Annotated in this window: 4 protein-coding genes and 1 pseudogene; 3 read left to right on the top strand and 2 right to left on the bottom strand. The window is 59.8% G+C overall.

All coding sequences use genetic code 11. From position 1 onward, the window contains the following. Positions 1 to 416: pseudogene (locus B4F73_RS13520) on the bottom strand (hypothetical protein); the annotation flags it as partial. Between the two features lie 107 nt (positions 417 to 523). On the opposite strand from B4F73_RS13520, the gene B4F73_RS13515 reads away from it, so the two are divergent. Together B4F73_RS13515 and B4F73_RS13510 are read left to right on the top strand one after the other, a co-directional pair. Further along, on the top strand, positions 524 to 952 hold the full coding sequence (locus B4F73_RS13515) for a PaaI family thioesterase (protein WP_290483524.1): 429 nt from the start codon (positions 524 to 526) through the stop codon (positions 950 to 952). Continuing rightward, positions 949 to 1305 (top strand): DUF423 domain-containing protein, encoded by a 357-nt coding sequence (locus B4F73_RS13510; protein ID WP_206992301.1) that lies wholly within the window; start codon positions 949 to 951, stop codon positions 1303 to 1305. Before B4F73_RS13515 ends, B4F73_RS13510 begins: the two co-directional genes overlap by 4 nt. Here B4F73_RS13510 and B4F73_RS13505 read toward each other — a convergent pair. Further along, complete coding sequence (locus B4F73_RS13505; RefSeq protein ID WP_206992300.1) at positions 1302 to 1919, bottom strand: hypothetical protein; 618 nt, start codon at positions 1917 to 1919, stop codon at positions 1302 to 1304. The two genes, B4F73_RS13510 and B4F73_RS13505, sit on opposite strands and share 4 nt — an antisense overlap. Positions 1920 to 2032: 113 nt before the next feature. On the opposite strand from B4F73_RS13505, the gene pip reads away from it, so the two are divergent. Next, positions 2033 to 3022 carry a prolyl aminopeptidase gene (gene pip, locus B4F73_RS13500; RefSeq protein ID WP_034815912.1) on the top strand — a complete coding sequence of 330 codons (990 nt, stop codon included), beginning with the start codon at positions 2033 to 2035 and terminating at the stop codon, positions 3020 to 3022. Positions 3023 to 3240 lie beyond the last annotated feature (218 nt).

Raw genomic sequence — 3240 nt, 5'->3', positions numbered from 1 at the left:
TCCATCAGCATGCGCGGCCCCTGCCGACGTGTGAAGCGAGGTTCTTCGATCGGAAAGGCCCTGCCCTCGAACTCCACATCCAGCGCGATGCCTTCGGTCTCTTCAACTTTCAATCGGATACGCTTCAGTGGCTCAACCACTTCGACCGAGAAGCCCCCGACATATGTGTTCATCCGCTCCATATTGAGGGGACGGGAGAAGAAAACCGAATGCTGCTTGCCATCGCGCAGGATCGAGACCGCCGCGTCGATAATGTTCAGATGCGGATAAATGCCCATCGCCGCCGCGAAGAAGGTCTCGCCATCGGCGGAATAGCCATTGAAAAAGAACCGGTCATAGAAATTCCGGTCTGAGCCGGAAAAGGCGATGGGCTCTGGCGTCTGGTGAATCGGGTATTCGTCTCCGGCGGTCAGCATGTCATTTCCTTCCTTCGCGTTACCTCTTGGCGGGCAACGTCCCGCAAGTAGGGTGAACGACAGAGACACGCGGTTCAAGACGTGACGCCAAGGGAGGCTCCATTTAGATGACCAAGATGACGGCGGAAGAAGCCAACACATTTCTCAAAGGGGCATTCGAGACCCAGGACAATCGCAGCGAAGTGGTTTCGATGGAAGACGGTCGCGCTGTGATGCGACTTGTTGCCAACTCCTCACACCTTCGCCCTGGTGGCTATATTTCCGGACCCACTCAAATGGCTCTGGTCGACTCCGCAGCCTACATGGCGGTGATGACGAAGACAGGACATGAGCCGATGACGGTGACCAGCAATCTCAGCATCAATTTCCTGCGTCCCTGTATCGGAGACGTCGTGGTCGCCGATGCGCGCATCATGAAGATCGGACAGGCACTGGCGGTCATGGATGTCGATGTGCGGATCGAGGGCGCTGAAAAGCCCTCCAGCCATGCCGTCGTCACCTATGCCATCCCGCGCCAGCCGAGTGGCATGGCATGAACCGGTTGGGCATCTTCGCGGCCCTCACGGGCTTTCTTGCCGTCGCCTTGGGCGCATTTGGCGCCCATGCGCTGGACGGCCAGCTGACCCCTGAAGGGCTCGACTGGTGGCACACCGCCACGCTCTATGCCCTGCCCCACGCGGCCGCGGCGCTCGCCATCTCGCTCCATGCGAAGACGGGCCTTGTGCGCAAAGCCGGCTGGGCGTTCGTATTCGGGACGATTGTATTCGCCGGCTCGCTCTACGCGATGGCGCTCGGCGCGCCGCGCTGGTTCGGTGCGATCACCCCGATCGGCGGCATATCATATCTGGTGGGATGGGCGTGCTGCGCGTTGGGCGCGCGGAAAGCCTAGCTCGTCGACCGGCTCAGCGAGGCGTACTTGTCGGCCAGACCATCAGCCGTCTCACGCGCATCATCAATCGTATCGGCGAAGGATTTGAGCTCACGGTCAACCGGCGCCACATCCATGTCCATGTCAGGGCGTGAAGTCACTTCACCCATGGCACCCTGGAAATTGCGATAGGCCATCTGCGCGCGAACAAGTGCCCGCTCATAGCTCATCACGTCAGCGCGGCTGGCGGTATCTTCCTTGCCGGACTGCAGCACATCGCGGGCTTCGCGGCTGACATCCGCCAGACCGGTGCGGGCGGCCTGTGCGTCCGACACGATGCGGGCCAGTACAAGCGAGGGGGCATCAGACTTCGCTCCGATGCGGGACGCATAGTCCCGGCTATCGTCACTATCGGATTTTCCGTTGATCAGCGTGGACGCAAATGCGGCAAGGCCGCCTGTCGCTTCGATCCAGCCATTCTTCACAGCGTCCGCACAATAGTCGGCTGATACTTTGCGCAAGGCAGATTGGGACTGCGTAAGGCTGGTTTCCACCGACGCCTCACCGGGTACCATCGAGACGGTTGCGCACCCCGCCAAAAGGCATAGGGATGCACCCAGAACTATACTACGCATTTGACAGCCACCTACACACCTGATTGGGACCACACCTGTAATAATGTTTACGGACGCAATTGGACCAAGTCCAGTAATGGCTGTGAATTTGACTGAAAATAGGTGAAGACTGCATGAACAGACGCCCAAACCGCCGCATTTTGTTCCCGAGACTGGAATCCAGACGCTCTGGACGGCTGCGAGTCAGTGAAATCCACGAGATTTACTGGGAAGAATCGGGGAATCCGAGCGGGATTCCCGTCATTGCCGTCCATGGAGGCCCCGGAGGCGGCTCTAGCCCAGAAATGAGGCGTTTCTTCGATCCGGGCAAATATCGCATCATTCTGTTCGACCAGCGCGGCTGTGGCCGCTCCACCCCGCACTCGGAATTGCGCGAAAACACGACCTGGGACCTGATCGACGACATGGAGTCGATTCGCGACATGCTCGGGATCGACAAATGGGTCGTCTTTGGCGGCTCGTGGGGGTCGACCCTTTCGCTGGCCTATGGCGTCACACATCCCGACCGCACGCTGGGCCTTGTCCTGCGCGGCATCTTCCTGGTCTCGAAGGCGGAGATCCAGTGGTTCTACCAATCCGGCGCCAGCCGTCTGTTCCCGGATGCTTATGACCGGTACATCAAGCCGATCCCGGAAGACGAGCGCGACGACCTGCTGATGGCCTTCCATCGCCGCCTGACAGGGGAGGACCGGCAGGTTCGCGTGGAAGCCGCGCGCGCATGGTCGCGCTGGGAGGGCGAGACCCTGTCCATCAAGGGTCCGACCACGACCCCTGCCCGCTTCAATGAAGATGATTTCGTCGACGCGTTCGCGCGCATCGAATGCCACTATTTCGTCAATCGTGGTTTCTTCGCGAATGATAGCTGGTTGCTGGACGAGGCCGAGACCAAGCTGAAGGACATTCCAGGCACGATCGTACATGGGCGATACGATGTGGTTACGCCACTGTCGACCGCATGGGCGCTGTCCAAGGCATGGCCGAAAGCTGATCTCCATATCATACCCGATGCCGGTCATTCCTCGATGGAGCCAGGTATTGTCGACAAGCTCATTCAGGCCACGGATGACTTAGCCGACATGTATGCAGGCCAACTGAAGTCCTAGCGCCAATGGCCGGACAGGCATCGCCTTCCGGGTTTTTCGATAAATGTAGCGGGCGGAAGATATTTCAGGCCACGCAGTCTTGGGTATTGGGGAAGTATCAGGGCGCGACCCTCATATCTTCCGCCGCTGGAGCGGCGGCCATGGGCGACCGCAACTCCCACCAACCGCGCTGAGCATCACGGCTGGAGACAGGGGCAGAATGCCATGCCCGCGCCGCC

Origin of the sequence: Hyphomonas sp. UBA3601, assembly GCF_002375605.1 — a bacterium.
In the GTDB taxonomy this organism is placed as follows: Bacteria; Pseudomonadota; Alphaproteobacteria; order Caulobacterales; family Hyphomonadaceae; genus Hyphomonas.
Note: the sequence above shows the minus strand (reverse complement) of the source record. Positions and strands in the feature narration are given on the sequence as shown.